We start from the raw sequence: 15,303 nt of genomic DNA, 5'->3' as shown, positions 1-15,303 counted from the left end.
GTAAGCGCACGGGGAAGGTTTAGGTGAGAGCGCGGGGACGGTCCGAATTATGACGGACGAACCGGTCCGGCTCGACGTGGAGGACGGCGTGGCTACGCTGACGCTCGACCGCCCCGACAACCGCAACGCGCTCACGCGGGAGATGGGATCGGCCATCGCCGACGCGCTCGACGATCTCGAGGGGAACGAGGAGGCTCGCTGTCTCGTCGTGACGGGCTCCGGTGGATCGTTCTGCGCCGGCGGGGACATCAACGCGATGATGGAGCGGATGGGCGGTGACGTCCCGCTCCACGAAGCGGTCAGGGGGATCCAGTACGAGACCTCGAAGACGCTCGAACGGGTCCACGAGTTCTACCTGCCCACCGTGGCGAAGGTAGACGGCGTGGCGTTCGGGGCCGGCGCGAACCTCGCCATGGCCTGTGATCTGCAGGTGATGAGCGAGGAGGCCCGCATCTCCTTCGGCTTCCGGCAGGTCGGTCTCGCCGTCGACACCGGCACGTCCTACTTCCTCCCGCGCGCCGTCGGCGAGAACACCGCCAAGGAGCTGGTGTTCACGGGCGAACTCGTCGAGCCCGAGCGTGCCGAGGATCTGGGGCTGGTGAACCACGTCTTCCCGGCCGAGTCGTTCGACGAGGACGTCGCCGAGTTCATCGAGACCATCGCGACGGGCCCGACCGTCGCGCTCCGGGCGTCGAAGCAGACGCTCCGCGGGGGGTTCGACCGCTCGCTCGGCGACGCGATGGCGTTCGAGGCCGCCGCGCAGGCCCAGGTCTTCGAGTCCGAGGACCACGCCGAGGGCGCGACGGCGTTCATGGAGAAGCGCGACCCCGAGTTCGAGGGGCGGTAGCGCGTCCCTCGCGGGATCGCCGGACAGATGGACGATGGACGGACCGGGGAGCCGGACGGCGCGTCGACCGTGGACGCGAGCGGCCCCGTCACCGGATCGCCCTACCGCCGTCGGTGGCTCGGCTACGGCCTCCTCGCCCTGGCGTTCTTCCTCGTGAGCCTCCACCGGACCTCGACGGCGGTCCTCTCCGAGGGGCTCCTCTCGACCTTCGAGATGACCGCCACCGGGCTGGGACTGCTCCACTCCTCCTTTTTCTACCTCTACGCCGCGCTCCAGGTACCCGCGGGCCTGCTGACCGACCGCTACGGCGCGCGGGCCATCGCCGCCGGCGGGACGGGACTGATGTCCACGGGCGCGGTCGCGTTCGGCCTCGCGCCCGCGTATCCGGTGGCGTTCCTCGGCCGCCTGCTCGTCGGGCTGGGTGCGAGCGTCGTGTTCGTCGCCACGCTACGGTTCTGCGCGAACTGGTTCCGTCCCGACGAGTTCGGCACGATGACCGGCGTGACGTTCACGGCCGCCGTCTTCGGCGGGCTGGCCGCGACGACGCCGCTGGCGCTCACTGTGGAAACGCTCGGCTGGCGGACGACCCTCCTCGGGCTCGGCGGGGTCGGCCTCGCGGCCGCCGTCGGGATCGCCGCGCTGGCCCACGACACGCCCCGGGATGCCGGCCTCTCGCCCGTCGAAAAGGTTCCCGACCGGCCGGAGGTGACGACGGGCGACCTGCGACGACACACCCTCGCCGCCCTCCGGGAGCCCGAGACGTGGCTGCTCGGCGTGATGCTCTTTTTCATGACCGGGATCGGCATCACCGTCTTCGGGCTCTGGGGCATCCCCTACCTCGTCCAGACCTACGGCATCCCCGTGACCGAGGCGTCGGTCTACCTCCTCGTCGGGAACGTCGGGGGGATGGTCGGGCCGACGGCGTTCGGCTGGCTCTCGGACAGGCTGGGCCGGCGCACCGAGCTCATCGTCGTCTCGGCGGTCGCTTTCGGGCTCACCTGGGGCGTCTTCGCCGCCTTCGGGAGCGTCCCGCTCCTGCTCGTGGGGGCGATCTTCCTCCTCTCCCGTGTCCTCCGCGGGGGCGTCCCGCTCGCCTTCACAGTGGTCAAGGAGCGCAACCCCGAGGAGGCCAGCGGGACCGTCATCGGCATCGTGAACACGATGTGCTGGACCGGCGCGGCGGTCTTCCCCGTGGTGCTGGGCGCGGCGCTCGACGCGTTCTGGACCGGCGAGACCGTCAACGGCACTCGCGTGTACACCGCGCTCGGCTATCGTGTCGCGTTCGCCATCGCGCTGGCGGGCGGACTGGTGGCCGCCGCCTGTGCCGTGGGCCTCCACCTGCGAGTCGAACGGGAGCGGCGAGCGGGCGAGGCCCCGGCCGACGCGACCGCCGAGTGAAAGCGTGGTCTTTCGACCGCGCGACCGCGTTCAGGCGTGGTCCGCGCAGTACTCGACGAAGTTTCGGAGGATACGGAGGCCCGTCTCGCCGGACTTCTCGGGGTGGAACTGCGTGCCGAAGACGTTGCCCGCCTCGTTGGCGACGATGGAGGGGAACGTCACGCCGTAGTCGGTGGTGGCGACGACCGCGCGCTCGTCGTCGGGGCTGGCGTAGTAGGAGTGGACGAAGTAGGCGTACTGTCCGTCGACGCCCTCGACGATGGGGTGCTCGCGCTCGACCGACAGTTCGTTCCACCCCATGTGGGGGACCTTCTGTCCCTCGCGGAAGCGGACGTTCCGACCGGGGACGAGATCGAGGCCCTGGGCGTCGCCCTGACCCACCTTGTCGGCCTCCTCGCTCGAGGTGAGGAGCATCTGCATCCCGAGACAGATGCCGAACAGCGGACGGCCCGCCTCGGCGGCGTCGACGAGCGCGTCGCGGACGGGTTCGGCGTTCTCCATCCCCTCGCTGAACGCGCCCACGCCGGGGAGGACGATGCCGTCGGCGTCGTCGAGCGCGCCGGGGTCGTCGGTCAGCGAGACGCGCGCGCCGGCCCGTTCGAGGCCGCGCGTCGCGCTCCGGAGGTTCCCGAGCCCGTAGTCCACGAGCGCGACGTCGGCGGTGATCTGAGTGCTCACAGCGGGGATTCAGGTCTCGGGAACAAGGTGTTTTCCGTTCGTCCAGTACGGGCGGGAGCCGCCCACCAGCGTCCGGAGACAGCCACGGCTCGACCGAGGGATGTTCGAATCGGTGAATTTAACGACCCTCTACCGTATCACTCGATTGACTGTATGTCCGATCGACGCACGTTCATCAAGACCGTCGGCTCGCTCGGAGCCGCCGGGCTCATCGCGGGGTGTACCGGAACCGGTGGCGACGGCGGTGGCGGCGACGGGGGGGGAAGCACGCCGACGGCGACCGAAGCGCCGACGGCGACCGAGGGATCGACGGAGGCCCCCGAGTCGACGGCGACCCCCACCGCGACCGAGGGATCGACCGAGACGGCGGTCCCGTTCAACGACGGTCGGCTCACGTTCTACATGTCGCCCTCCGAGCCCCAGCAGCTCATGCAGGCCCAGTACGCCCCCCTCCAGTCCTACCTGGAGGAGGAACTCGGGGTGCCGGCCCGGCTCCAGTACGCGGCCGGCTACAGCGCCGCCCTCCAGAGCCTCGCGAGCGGCACCGGTGACGTCGGCGAGACCGGGCCGTTCGCCGCCGCCCTCGGCGTGGCGAACGACCGCTGTGAGATCATCCTCCAGCGCTACGGCTACGGCTCCTGGACGTACGCCTCGGTGATCGCCACACAGGAGGACTCGGACATCGAGTCGCTGACCGATCTGGAGGGCGAGCGGGTCGCCTTCGCCGACCGACTGTCGGCGTCGGGCGCGCTCTACCCGCTGTACATGCTACAGCAGGCCGGGCTCGACATCGGGGACCTCCCGACCGACACCGGGAGCGCGGCGTTCACGCCCCAGTTCTCGAGTCACGCGGAGGCGTTCGCCGCGCTCGAACGCGGCCAGGTCGCCGCCGCCGGCGTCGGGCAGTTCATCACGCTGAACGACGACCGCGAGTTGATCGACGGCTACCGCTACGTGGAGACCGAGGAGGGGATCCCGCGCGCGCCGGTCATCGTCAGCCCGGAGCTCTCCGACGAGGAACAGCAGAGCGTCACCGAGGCCATGCTGAACGCGCCGGACTCGATGTACCTCGGCGAGGACGGCGAGGAGGGGACCGACGACGACCTCTGGTTCAGCGACCTCCGCGAGGCGAGCAACGAGACCTACCAGCCCGTCGTCGAAGTCGCGAACCAGCTCGGCATCACCACCGAACTGCTCGACGGCTGACCGCGGAACCCGGACCGTCCGTTTCACGACCCACCCGACCACCACACCAACCGATGCCCGCCGTCTCGCTACAGAACGTCACGAAGATCTACGGGGAGGACACCGTCGCGCTCGACGGCGTCTCCTTCGACGTCGAGTCCGGGGAGTTCGTCGTCGTGCTCGGCCCGTCCGGGGCCGGCAAGTCGACCCTGCTGCGTATCCTCAACGGGCTGACGCCCCCGACCAGCGGTACCGTTCGGGTGAACGATCGGCCGGTCGGGGAGGCCGGGAGCGAGGTGGGGATGGTGTTCCAGCTCCACTACCTCATCGAGTCGATGTCGGCCTACCGGAACGCCCTGACGGGCTCGCTCGGCCGGACCGGCCCCCTCCGTAGCCTCCTCACCCTGAACCCGCGGACGGACAAGCGGGCCGCGCTCGAGGCGCTCGAAACCGTCGGGCTGCTGGGCGAGGCCGAACAGCGGGCGGGATCGATGTCCGGCGGGCAGAAACAGCGCGTCGGTATCGCCCGCGCGCTCGTCCAGAACCCCGGCCTGCTGCTGGCCGACGAGCCGGTGTCGAGCCTCGACCCGAAGGCCGCCCGGGACGTGATGGGCTACATGAAGCGGGCCGCGGAGGAGCGCGACCTGACGACGCTGGCGAGCCTCCACCAGGTGAACATCGCCCGCGAGTTCGGCGACCGCTTCGTCGGCATCCGCGACGGGCGGGTCCTGTTCGACGGCGACCGGGACGACCTCTCGATGGACGTCGTCGACGACCTCTACTACGGCGAGGACACCGAGGGGGCGCTGGCAGGCCGGGACGAGGCGGCTCCGGAGGGGACGTCGCCGGCCGCAGACGGGGGAGGTGGCGGGGACGGGAGCGGAGGGTTCCAGTCGTGAGCGTCGACACGGACACCATCGACGACATTCTGTCGCGGATCGAGCGTCGGCTGTTCGCCCGGCGGCTGGTGCTCCTGCTCGGACTCGTGGTCGCCAGCCTGGCGGCGTACTTCGGGGTTGGCTTCCTCGGCGACAGGCCCGTCCCCGCGATCGTCAGGTTCGCGGAGTTCGACTTCTTCTTCGAGGAGTTCGCGCGCTACTTCTCGCCGAACTTCGTCGACTTCACCGCCTACAGCAGGGAGCGGGAGATCGGCGGCCTGCGGGCGATCTGGGTCAGCTTCGCCAACCCGTCGAGCCTGGTCGAGACCGCGCTGGGGCTCCGGAGCAGCCTCATCGTCTCGGCCGTCGTCATCACCCTCACCATCGGGATCGTCGGGACGATACTCGGCTTCCCGCTGGCGCTGTTCTTCGGCGTGCTCGGGAGCGAGCGCGTCGTCCCGTTCCCGTTCAACTTCCTCTTCCGGGGCGTGATGTCGACGATCCGGGCGATCCCCGCGCTCGTCTGGGTGTTCATCTTCGCGGCGCTCGTCCCGCTCTCGCCGCTTACGGCGACGCTCGCGGTCGCCACCGACACCGTCGGGAACCTCGGCCGGCTGTTCACCGACGAACTCGAGGAGATCCAGGAGGGGCCGATCGAGGCGATCCGGTCGACGGGAGCCTCACGCTCGCAGGTCATCTCGTTCGGGATGCTCTCGCAGGTCTCGACCTCGTTCGTCGCCTGGACGCTCTACATCCTCGAGATCAACACCCGAATCGCCGTCTCGCTCGGCGTCGTCGGGGCCGGCGGCCTCGGCCAGTACATCCAGACCAACCTCAACCTGTTCAACTCCTACCGCGCCGGCGCGGGGCTCGTCACGCTGCTGTTCCTCGTGCTCTCGATCGAACTGCTCTCCTCGCGGCTCCGGGCGCGCCTGCGTCCGAGCGAGCACGAATCGAAGGGGTTCCTCGACTCCCTGCGCGACCTCGGCGACGGGTCGAAGTGGCTCGGGACGAGCACGCGAAAGGAGTAGACGGGAGGTGGCTCCGGACGGTCCGCCCCGCCGTCGGGTATCGAGTCGGTGTCGCCGGTTCCGATCACCCGAGAACGGACCGTGCCCGCTAAGTGTCGTAGCCCCCATACCGTACCTATGAACCACCGCGAACTGGGCGACAGCGGGGTCGAGGTCTCGGAGGTCGGCTTCGGGGCCTGGGTCGTCGGCACGGACTGGTGGGGCGACCGTACCGAGGAACAGGCGGTCGAGATGGTCCAGCACGCGCTCGACCGGGGCGTCACCTACTTCGACACGGGCGACGTCTACGGCCACGGCCGCTCGGAGGAGCTCGTCGGGAAGGCCCTCGCCGAGCACCGCGAGGAGGTGACCGTCGGGACGAAGGTCGGCTACGACTTCTACGAGAACCCGCAGGCCGGCCACGGCGAGCTCCCCAAGGAGATGCACGTCGACTACCTGGACGAGGCGTTCGAGCGGTCGCTCGACCGTCTGGACATGGAGTACGTCGACGTCCTCCAGCTCCACAACGCCGACGCGTCGGAGGTCACGCCCGAGGTGCTGGAGTGGCTCGACGACCTCCGCGAGTCGGGTCGGGTCCGGGCGGTCGGCTGGGCGCTCGGCCCCTCCATCGGCTGGCTCGAGGAGGGGAAACGCGCCATCGCCGAGGAGTTCGACGTCGTCCAGACCGTCTTCAACATGTTCGAGCAGGTGCCGGGCCGGAACTTCGTCGAGGAGATCCGCGAGACCGGCGCGGACACGAGCCTGATGGCCCGCGTCCCCCACTCCTCCGGCCTGTTGAACGAGCAGGTCACGCCCGACACCGAACTCGGCAAGGGCGACCACCGCTCGCACCGGCCGACCCAGTGGTTCGAGACCGGCTGGGAGAAGCTCGAGAACGTCCGGTTCCTCGAACGCGATGGTCAGAGAACGATGGCACAGGCCACCATCCAGTGGCTCCTCGCCCACTCCGAGGTGGCGTCGGTGACGCCCACCTTCCGGACGGCAGAGGACATCGACGCGTGGGCCGCCGCGCCCGACACCCCGCCGCTGAGCGACGAGGAGATCGAACGCGTCGAGGAACTCTACCGGCGGAACTTCGGTATCGACCGCGACGACGGCATGAGCCCCGAGGAGTTCCGCTCCTCGGTCGACGGCCGCGACCTCGAAGAGGCCGGCATCCTCGCACCGAGCGCCGGCGACTGATCCAGCCGTCCGGACGGCCGAGGGCCTGTCTCACTTGCTCTCGTTCTGCTCGCAGTTCGCTCCGTTCGCCGTTCAGATGTCCGAGGCGCTCCCTAAGGTCGCTGCGCCCTCGCTCTGCTCGCGGGTCGTCGCTTCGCTCCTCCCCGTTCGGATGTCCGAGGCGCGACCGCAGGGACCGCCTCGCTGCTCACGGCTCACTTCGTTCGCCGTTCGCCTTTAGGTGGTCCTCACTTCGTTCGGACCACCCTACTCCAGAAACACGTGCCGTGGCCTGTCGGCAAGCACCTCGCGGCCCCACTCGACGGTCTCGCGGAACTCGTCGGACCTGAAGAACGCCATCGCGTCCTCGCGGGAGTTCCACTGGCTGGCGATGAACATGTCGTTCTCGTTCTCGCGGTTGACGAGGAGGCTGGTCTCGAGGTGGCCGTCCATCCCCTCGAGTATCTCGCCGACCTCCCCGAACGTCTCGACGAACTCCTCGCGGTAGTCGGGCTTGACGGTGTAGAACATCCCCATCGTCCCGAACCCGGACTCCTCGCCGGCCCGCTCGACGACGCCCGGCAGGTCCGAGAGATAGCCCGCGGCCGTCTCCGCGGCGTCCCCCGTCTCCCAGATAGAAGCGACGGCGGCCCGCGATCCGTCCTCGGCCTCGTAGGTCGCCGTCGAGCGATGCGTGTCGTAGCGGTCGAACCCCCCACGGAGGTCCTCGACCGCCTCTCCGAGCTCCTCGACGTCGGCCTCCGAGTAGATCACGACGGCGTGGACGTCCTCGCCGTGGGGCTGGCCCCCGTAGACGCCCAGGGACTCGAGTTCGTCGCGGAGGTCCTGGTCCCCGTCCCCGGAGCCGTCCCGCTGGTCGTCGCCGTGCCCGTCTCCCGCCGCGCTCTCGGACTCGTCCTCGTCATCCGACGCTCGCTCGATCGCCGCACCACGCCCGTCCTCGGCCCCGGGGAGATCGGAGAGGAAACCGCTCGCGGTGTTCGCCGCGCGCTCGTTCTTCCAGAGGCTCGCCACGACCGACCGCCCGGCGTCGGCCCGGACCGCCGTGAGGACGTGCGTGTCGTAGTGCTCGAAGTTCGAGCGGAGCCCGTCGACCTCCTCGGCGAGCTCCTCGGCGTCCTCGGTGGTGGTGAACAGGAGGATATACCCCGTCTCGGGGTGGTCGTCGAGGTCGATGCCGACGCTCCCGAGCTCCCGCGCGAGTTCCTCGGGATCGACCTCCTCGTGTGGCGGTTCGGCCGGGCGCGAGGGGCGACCGCCGCCCGAGTCACCACCACTCGTCCCGTCCGGGCGGTCGTCCGCCGCGCCGTCTCCGGAGGACCCGTGCCCGTGGTCCCCGCCGTCGGCCCCGTCGTGTCCGTGCCCGTGGCCACTACCACCGACAGCCGCCGCACGGGCGTGCGTCGCCTCCTCGTCCCCGTGCTCCGTCGCCTCGGCGTCCGTGCCGCCATCGTCCGCCGGAACGGTCTCGCCGGCCAGCAGCGCCGGGAGGTCCCCGGGAGCGAACCGCCGGCCGAAGTAGAACGGGCCGAACTCCGCGTACCGCGAGGAGGAGGGGTCGAACCGCATCTCGTAGAGCAGGTGCTTGATCTCGGTGGGATCGTCGGCGAACAGGGTGACGCCCCACTCGTAGTCGTCGAACCCGACGCTCCCGCTGATGATCTGGGTGACCTTCCCCGCGTACTCCCGGCCGATCTCGCCGTGGCCGGAGATGAGTTCGGCGCGCTCCTCGAACGGCAGGTCGTACCAGTTGTACTCGGGGTCCCGTCGCTTGTCCATCGGGTAGAAGCAGACGTGCTCGGCGTCCGGGAGGGTCGGGTAGAGCCGCGAGGCGAGGTAGTTCCGGGTACCCGTGTCCTCGACGTTCTCGATGCCCTCGCCAACCTCCTCGCTCAGGTAGCCCGAGATCTCCGTGACCGAGACGTACGAGGAGACCCGTTCGGTGAACCCGGCGAACGGCGTGGCCTCGAACCGCCGTTCGGCGCGGTCGAGGGCCGCCGTCGTGGGCCGGAGGTGGAGGACCATCAGGTCGGCCTTGTGCCCGAGCATCGAGAACGTCGCCGAGGCACCCTCCTCGCCGTCGACGTCGGCGAGCGCCTCGTGTTCGGCGAGGTAGTCGACGCCCGATTCGAGCGCGCGCGCGCGTTCGTGTTCGGGGGCCTCGCGCCAGGCGTCCCAGTCGATCCGGCGCAGGTCGTGGAGGACGTACCACCCTTCCTCGGTCCGGGGCGGTTCGCGTCTTTCCGAGTCCATGTCCCGAAGTCGGTCTCGCGGGACATGGAGCTTTTCGTTCCAGGGTCGTTCCACGGAGCGGGCCGGTAACGCTCGCGTAACCGGGTTTTCGGCCCTTCTGGACACAACGACTAATGCCCGTGACCGACTATCGGTCGCCATGACGAAGCGCCACATCCACCTGCCGGCCGACGCGGAGGAGGGGCTCCAGTCGTTCCTCGAGGAGGTCGACTCCCGGCTCGCCTCCGAGGAGGACACCTGTGCGGTCGTCGAGGAGACGCTCGTCGACCTCCACGGCGACCGCGACGCCTACGAGCGGTGGCAGGCCGGCGAGCCAGTCTCGCCCGCCGAGCGCGTCCGGCTCCAGGGGTACGACCCCTGCAACGCCACCCTCGAATCCGAATACTACGCCGAGAAGGACGAGGAACGCTACGAGCGCTCGAAGTTCCTCCAGTGGCTCTGGCGACAGTTCGACGCGACGCCGATGGCCGACAACGTCGAGTTCGCGCTGCGGTTCCGGCGGATGCTCGCCGACCACCTGTTCGAGGAGTGCGGGGAGAACTGCCGCTTCTTCAAGGGGATCACGTTCTCCTACGGCCACAACATCACGATCGGCGACAACGTCGTCGTCCACGACGACGTCCACCTCGACGACCGCGGCAAGCTCACGATCGGCGACCGCGTCTCGATCTCCGACGGCGTCCACGTCTACAGCCACGACCACGACATCGTCGACCAGACGGAGGTGACGAACTACCACACGATCGTCGAGGACGACGCCCGGCTGACCTACGACGTGATGGTCCGCGCGGGGAGTCACATCGGGGAGAACAGCGTCGTCGGCGCGCGCGGCGTCGTCCAGTCGGACGTTCCCGCCCACCACATCGCCGTCGGGATGCCCGCGAAGTCCATCGCGGTCAAGCCCGGCTGGGAGTCCGTCGCCGAGCCCGTCCCCGAGGAGATGCCCAACGAGCGCGACGCCCGGGAACTCCCCTACGAACTCCCCGACGGGTTCGACGACTTCGACGAGTTCGGGCGGGACCGCTCGCCGCCCGACGCGGAGTAACCCGACCGCCGAACGACGAACGTCCACCGCGGCTCACCCGCCCGTTCCGCCGTTCCGCTCGCGATCCCGGCACACGAAACCCCCGTCCGAACCAGCGGTGGACTTCGACGTGCCCGATCTTCCACGCCGACAGGGATCAGTCGGCGAGTCCGTAGAGCCGGACGTCCCCGTTCGCGGACGTCAGGGTGAGCAGCGGACCGCCGTCGCCGAGCCGTCCCCTCGCCTGCCTCGTCGAGACGCTCGCGTCGTCCAGTTCCACCTCGACGTCGAGATCGCCGTTCCCGGCGGTAGCGAGGACCGTCGCGTCGAGGCCGGGCGCGACCCCCGCCTCGACGTCGCCGTTGGCCGAGGTGGCGTCGGTCGCCCCGCGCAGGTCGTACACCTCGACGCGGACGTCGCCGTTGGCCGACCGCGCCCCGGCGAGGCCGGTCGTCCCCCGGGCCTCGGCGTCGCCGTTGCTCGACCGGACGGTGACGTAGCCGTCGACGTCTACCGCGCGGGCGTCCCCGTTCGACGTGGTTGCGCGGACGTCGCCCGACACCGACCGGACGACGGCGTCGCCGTTCCTCGTCTCGACCGACCCGACCGCCGTCCCCTCGGGCACCCGCACCGAGAGATCGACGCTCGCGTTCCGGAGCCGGTCGTCGTACATCGTCCGCACGACGAGATCACCTTCCTCGGTCGCCCCTTCGACGGCGACGGCGTCGATGGCCGCCTGCGAGCGGCCCCGCTTCCGTATCTCGACGACTACCCCCTCGCTATCGCCGTCGTCGTGCGGTCCGACCTCGACGTCACCGTTGCGGTTCTCGATCGAGACGACACCCTCGGGCGCGTCGAACGTCCGCGAACTCGACTCGGTCACGTCGGGACCGGCGAAGCCGACACAGCCGGCGAGGCCGGCGGCCGCGGTCGCACCGACCGCGAGGAGTCGGCGACGGGTCGTGGCGGCGGGACCGGACGGATCGGCGGGACTGGAGGGCGCGTCCATGTCCACGCCTGTCGGTCGGTCGACAAAGGGCTGTCGGGGGCGGTACGTCCTATCCGTTCGCGGCCTCGCGGGCGAGCGCGACCAGCGCGCCGAGGCCGACCAGCGCGACGAGGAGTTCGAGCACGCCCACCCAGACGGGGAGGAAGGGGACGAACCCCAGCCAGCCCTCGACGGTGGCGACGATCGACCCGAGAGCTCCACCCGAGGACCGGCTGGTGAGGTCGCGACCCGAGGGGACGCTGTCCGGCTCCTCCTCGACGTCGAGCCGGTCGGCCTCGTAGACGATCCCCCGCTCCTCCTTCATCTCGTAGCGCCAGACGACGCTCCCGTTAGGGCCCACCTCCAGAACGCGGAAGTTCCGCGAGTCCGTGACCAGGGTGTTGCCGTTCGGGAGCCGGTCGGCGTCACGGGGCCACTGGAGCAGTTCGGCCGACCCCGTGCCGTCGTACTGCCAGACGATCTCCTCGGTCTCGACGTCGACCTCGACCACGCGGTCGTTCTCGGAGTCCGCGACGAGCAGCGTCCCGCCCGACTCGATCCGCATCGGGTTGTGCTGTTCGTTCATCACGCTGTGACGCGTGGGCGAGCCGATCACGTCGACGATCTCGTTCGTCTCGGGATCGACCTCGACGACGACGTCGAAGTTCCGTATCGAGAGCTGGAAGTTCCCGTTCTCCAGCCGGTCGATGTCGTTCATGTGCGTCCAGTCGGTCTCGGGACCGCCCTGGCGGAACTCCCCGGCGCTCTCCTCGGGGACGTACTCCTCGAAGAAGGGCGTCCCCTCGGCGAGGTGTTCGCTCGCGTTCCACTGCCAGGTGATCTCCCCGGCCCGGTTCACGGTGAACGCGCGGTTGTTCCCCATGTCGACGATGGCGGTCTCCCCGCTCGGGAGCCGGTCGGCGTCGTGAACCTCGTGGTGTTCGGGGAAGACGTCCCACCACTCGTAGGACCAGACGACGGTCGTGTTCGGGTAGCCGAGTTCGACGACGCGGTTGTGGACGCAGCGGTCGCCGAGCCCGTCGGGACAGTCCTCGCCGGTCGCGACGGTGGCGACCGAGGCCATGACGTTCCCGTTATCGAGCGCCTCGACGTCGAACACCCGGCTGTTCGGCGGGTCGTACTCCCAGACAGTCTCGCCCTCGGGGGTCACGACCATCGCCGTGCCGTTGTCGTTGCCGAACCAGCCCTTCGCCTGGATGCCGATGAGCGTGTTCCCGGGGTACGGGCGGATCTCGCCGGCGGTTTCGGCGGTCGTCGCTCCGGGTGTGTAGGTCGCCGCCTGCACTCCGAGCAGGGAGCCGGCGAGGAGGAGGACGACGAGGGGGACCACGAGACGGGCCGTCTCCATGGCCGACGGTACGGGGGGGTCCGCATATGCGTGACGGTACGGTTCGATTCCGACCGCCGAGCGGACACGGACCGCGTCAGGGCGTCGGCGCGTCGGGAGCCGGCGGCATGTGACGCTTGTGCTCGCTCGCCTCGTAGAGGTCGATCACGCGGTCGATCGCCGACTCCGGTACGCCGAGCGTCTCGACGGTCGCCGACCGCGAGAACGGCCCGTCGACGTGGAGCATCAGTATCGCGTCGAGCGTGTCGTAGGTCAGGCCCATCTCGCCCTCGTCGGTCTGGCCGGTCCACATCTCCGCGCTCGGGGGCTTCTCGACGAGGTCCTCGGGGACGCCGACGTGGGCGGCGAGCTGGCGGACCTGGTACTTGTAGAGATTACCGATAGGGTTGCAGTCGACGGCCTGGTCGCCGTACTTGGTGAAGTACCCCGTCAGGGTCTCCGAGCGGTTGCCCGTCCCGAGGACGATCCGGTTCTCGGCGTTGCCGACGAAGTAGTTGAGCACGCCACGCGTGCGGACCGCGACGTTCCCCAGCGCGGTTCGGAGCGGATCGGACTCGATGCGCTCCTCCAGCGGGTCGTCGACCGGATAGGCCGCCTCGAACGCCTCGACGATCGGCTGGACCGCGACGACGTCGTACTCGATACCCAGGTCCTCTGCGACCCGCTCGGCGTCGCTCATGTTCTCGTCGGTGTTGGCCTCGCTCGGCATCACCAGCCCCCGCACCGAGTCCGGCCCGAGTGCCTCGACTGCGAGGTGGGCGGTCAGCGTCGAGTCGATCCCACCGGAGAGGCCGATGACCGCCCCCGCCGCGCCGGCGTCCTCGACGACGCCCGTGACGAACTCGGTGATCTGCTCGCGGCGCTCCTCCAGTTCCGGCTCCGAGAGGCCGAGCTCCACGGGGAGGGAGTCGGCGTCGAGGCTGAACACGCGCTCGCTCATACCCGGTCGGTGGGGCGGGCACGACAAAAACCCGCCCCCGGCGCGGAGCGCTACGTTGAAGTGGACCGGTGAAATACTGGTTCTGTGAGCGCCGTTGGTGAGTGCTCCCGAAGGGAGCACGAACCTCGGGGCGAACGAGCGAAGCGAGAGAGCGCCGTTGGTCCAGTGGTAGGACATTAGCTTCCCAAGCTAATAGCCCGGGTTCAATTCCCGGACGGCGCATCCTGCGAGGAACTGACGTGACGAGCGGATGCACCACGAGGGATCGAACCCTGCCAGTCGCAGCGCGAGCAGAGCGAACGACCGTCTGGCTCCGGTTCAATTCCCGGACGGCGCATTTTCGAACGGAGGGAGAGATAGCCGGTTCACGGGAGTCGAGCCTGCCAGTCGGGACTCATGTGGAGGGTGGCGATCCACGCCGGGTACGGGTCCGGCTCCCGGAACACGTTGACTGGCCGCTTCGCGCCCGCTCGCCCGCCCCCGCGAGCGTCGCGATCGGGTGCAGGCGTACCCGGTAACCGGTGACAACTCACTTGGTCGTCTCCCCCTCGAAGCGTCGCCACAGCGCCGAGCCGAGCAGACACAGCGGCTCGTACGCGACGGTGATCAGCACCGACACCCCGCAGGCGAGCAGCAGGACGCCGAGCAGGATCGAGACCTGCTGGTAGAGCAGGCCGCCGACGCCGATGTCGGCGGCGGCGACCAGGAGAGGGGGGACGGTACGGCGCGCAGAACCCGTCATTGTCGGCCCTGCGACCGCCGTTGAAAAAGGCGCTCACACTATTCAGTCAGCGATCCCCGGGGGTCGAACTCCGGTCTCGGACACCGCCCGGTGTGGAGCGACGACTGCCGACGCCCGCGGGACGGACCATGACAATAGTTTTCACGACAGGGTGCCACACGGGTCCATGGACCGGAGAACCCGTGAGGTAGGGCTCAGTCTGGCTATCGTGGTGGCGGTCGTCGCCGGGATCGCCTTCATCATCTTCGGTGACGTGTTACTCACGACGGCCGGGATCCTCCTCATCATCCTGAGCGCCGTCGGGTTCCTCGTCGTGGTGAAGGACTTCATCGTCGGACAGGAGAGCGACGTAAGCGACCTGCCGAGGGGCGAGAGCCAGTGAGCAGTGAGCCGAATCGAACACCGTGAGCCCCTGACGTCGGGCTCACGACCCACGTCGACCCGCGAACGCGTGTCTCCGGACGAACCCGACGGGATCGTCGATCACCCGACCGCCCCGGATCCTCGGCGCTAACTCGGGGTCCCGGAGGAACGCCGCGGTCATCGCCGCCGCGACGAGCACGAGCAGGTAGAAGGCTCCGAACCGGGCCCGTTCGAGCGTCGAACGCGAATCGGTCCCCGTCGCCTCGTCTCCGAGACCGTCGCTGCTGCCAGCCGGATCGTACGATCATGTGGACATTATTGCCGCGCTATCGACGATTCGTCAGGTCATAACAAGTTCGTGGACGATCGTTCGCCCTGTGGGGTCGTTCTCGGCTGTATCTCTGGATAATATTTCTACAAAATAA

14 protein-coding genes and 1 tRNA gene are annotated in these 15,303 nt (G+C 69.3%); 9 read left to right on the top strand and 6 right to left on the bottom strand.

Going from position 1 to position 15,303, the window contains the following annotated elements; translation table 11 throughout:
• The first annotated feature begins 49 nt into the window (after positions 1-49).
• Positions 50-847 carry an enoyl-CoA hydratase/isomerase family protein gene (locus WDJ58_RS08650; RefSeq protein WP_338917274.1) on the top strand — a complete coding sequence of 266 codons (798 nt, stop codon included), beginning with the start codon at positions 50-52 and terminating at the stop codon, positions 845-847.
• A gap of 27 nt (positions 848-874) precedes the next feature.
• Positions 875-2,245, top strand: coding sequence for an MFS transporter (locus WDJ58_RS08645; RefSeq protein ID WP_338917273.1), 1,371 nt, complete (start codon positions 875-877; stop codon positions 2,243-2,245).
• Positions 2,246-2,275: 30 nt separating this feature from the next.
• On the opposite strand, the gene hisH is transcribed toward WDJ58_RS08645, so the two are convergent.
• Positions 2,276-2,923 carry an imidazole glycerol phosphate synthase subunit HisH gene (hisH, locus tag WDJ58_RS08640; RefSeq protein WP_338917272.1) on the bottom strand — a complete coding sequence of 216 codons (648 nt, stop codon included), beginning with the start codon at positions 2,921-2,923 and terminating at the stop codon, positions 2,276-2,278.
• Between the two features lie 153 nt (positions 2,924-3,076).
• Here hisH and WDJ58_RS08635 point away from each other — a divergent pair, with 153 nt between their 5' ends.
• The 4 genes from WDJ58_RS08635 (at position 3,077) to WDJ58_RS08620 (ending at position 7,199) form a co-directional block, all read left to right on the top strand.
• Entirely contained in the window at positions 3,077-4,129 is a 1,053-nt protein-coding gene (locus tag WDJ58_RS08635; RefSeq protein ID WP_338917271.1) for a phosphate/phosphite/phosphonate ABC transporter substrate-binding protein, read from the top strand.
• A gap of 53 nt (positions 4,130-4,182) precedes the next feature.
• Positions 4,183-5,007, top strand: coding sequence for a phosphonate ABC transporter ATP-binding protein (locus tag WDJ58_RS08630; protein WP_338917270.1), 825 nt, complete (start codon positions 4,183-4,185; stop codon positions 5,005-5,007).
• On the top strand, positions 5,004-6,017 hold the full coding sequence (locus WDJ58_RS08625; protein WP_338917269.1) for an ABC transporter permease subunit: 1,014 nt from the start codon (positions 5,004-5,006) through the stop codon (positions 6,015-6,017). The genes WDJ58_RS08630 and WDJ58_RS08625 overlap by 4 nt, the downstream gene beginning before the upstream one ends.
• A 117-nt stretch (positions 6,018-6,134) precedes the next feature.
• Positions 6,135-7,199 carry an aldo/keto reductase gene (locus WDJ58_RS08620; RefSeq protein ID WP_338917268.1) on the top strand — a complete coding sequence of 355 codons (1,065 nt, stop codon included), beginning with the start codon at positions 6,135-6,137 and terminating at the stop codon, positions 7,197-7,199.
• 246 nt (positions 7,200-7,445) lie between these two features.
• Here WDJ58_RS08620 and WDJ58_RS08615 read toward each other — a convergent pair whose 3' ends face one another.
• A complete protein-coding gene (locus tag WDJ58_RS08615) occupies positions 7,446-9,452 on the bottom strand; it encodes a heme-binding protein (RefSeq protein ID WP_338917267.1) in 2,007 nt (668 codons plus the stop codon).
• Between the two features lie 139 nt (positions 9,453-9,591).
• Between WDJ58_RS08615 and WDJ58_RS08610 the strand changes: the two genes are divergently transcribed.
• Positions 9,592-10,497: an acyltransferase gene (locus WDJ58_RS08610; RefSeq protein WP_338917265.1), complete on the top strand. Its 906-nt coding sequence runs from the start codon at positions 9,592-9,594 to the stop codon at positions 10,495-10,497.
• 136 nt (positions 10,498-10,633) lie between these two features.
• Here the strand turns inward: WDJ58_RS08610 and WDJ58_RS08605 are convergent, their stop codons facing one another.
• From WDJ58_RS08605 to WDJ58_RS08595, 3 genes are all read right to left on the bottom strand, one after another.
• On the bottom strand, positions 10,634-11,485 hold the full coding sequence (locus WDJ58_RS08605; RefSeq protein WP_338917264.1) for a DUF4097 family beta strand repeat-containing protein: 852 nt from the start codon (positions 11,483-11,485) through the stop codon (positions 10,634-10,636).
• 49 nt (positions 11,486-11,534) lie between these two features.
• Positions 11,535-12,833, bottom strand: coding sequence for an aryl-sulfate sulfotransferase (locus WDJ58_RS08600; protein ID WP_338917263.1), 1,299 nt, complete (start codon positions 12,831-12,833; stop codon positions 11,535-11,537).
• A gap of 76 nt (positions 12,834-12,909) precedes the next feature.
• Complete coding sequence (locus tag WDJ58_RS08595; RefSeq protein ID WP_338917262.1) at positions 12,910-13,773, bottom strand: NAD+ synthase; 864 nt, start codon at positions 13,771-13,773, stop codon at positions 12,910-12,912.
• A 151-nt stretch (positions 13,774-13,924) separates the two neighbouring features.
• On the opposite strand from WDJ58_RS08595, the gene WDJ58_RS08590 reads away from it, so the two are divergent.
• Positions 13,925-13,995 (top strand) — tRNA-Gly (locus tag WDJ58_RS08590).
• A 307-nt stretch (positions 13,996-14,302) separates the two neighbouring features.
• Here WDJ58_RS08590 and WDJ58_RS08585 read toward each other — a convergent pair.
• Positions 14,303-14,515: a hypothetical protein gene (locus WDJ58_RS08585; RefSeq protein ID WP_338917261.1), complete on the bottom strand. Its 213-nt coding sequence runs from the start codon at positions 14,513-14,515 to the stop codon at positions 14,303-14,305.
• On the opposite strand from WDJ58_RS08585, the gene WDJ58_RS08580 reads away from it, so the two are divergent.
• Positions 14,460-14,897, top strand: a complete 438-nt coding sequence (locus tag WDJ58_RS08580; protein WP_338917260.1) for a DUF3040 domain-containing protein — start codon at positions 14,460-14,462, stop codon at positions 14,895-14,897. The two genes, WDJ58_RS08585 and WDJ58_RS08580, sit on opposite strands and share 56 nt — an antisense overlap.
• The last annotated feature ends 406 nt before the right edge of the window (positions 14,898-15,303 follow it).

The organism is Salinirubellus litoreus (genome assembly GCF_037335815.1).
Taxonomy (GTDB): Archaea; Halobacteriota; Halobacteria; order Halobacteriales; family Haloarculaceae; genus Salinirubellus; species Salinirubellus litoreus.
This window is presented reverse-complemented; position numbering and strand designations above follow the sequence as displayed.